This is a genomic window from Vibrio sp. 10N.222.49.C9, from assembly GCF_041474985.1.
GTDB lineage: Bacteria > Pseudomonadota > Gammaproteobacteria > Enterobacterales > Vibrionaceae > Vibrio > Vibrio crassostreae_C.
This window is the reverse complement of the sequence record NZ_JBFRVD010000594.1, coordinates 1-336: the sequence shown is the minus strand read 5'-3', so window position 1 is coordinate 336 and position 336 is coordinate 1. Positions and strand designations below refer to the sequence as shown.

The window sequence follows — 336 nt, the reverse complement described above, 5'->3', positions numbered from 1 at the left end:
CAATTCAGGAGCCGTACCCATTGATCCTTATGACTTAGGGGGCTTTCAAAATCTTTCGGGTATTCCACGAAACAGCTTGATAGGACAAAACAAGGCCTTTACCAAATTGGTTTATCGTTACCGGTGGTTTGAGAATGACTTCGGTATGTTCCAATCTCCCGTTTATTTAGGCGGGTCGGTTGAATATGGTGGTGTTTGGTCAGGCCCTGATAAAGATATTGGCGATGCGCCTATGTTCGTTGCAGGCTCATTATTTGCTGGAATAGATTCACCTGTCGGGCCGATTATTCTTGGCTATGGTCATACTGAAGATGGTATGGGGGCGGTGTATTTGAT

Annotated in this window: 1 pseudogene; it reads left to right on the top strand. The window is 45.2% G+C overall.

The features are described 5' to 3' along the window. Positions 1–336, top strand: a pseudogene (locus AB4585_RS24645) (serine protease); the annotation flags it as partial.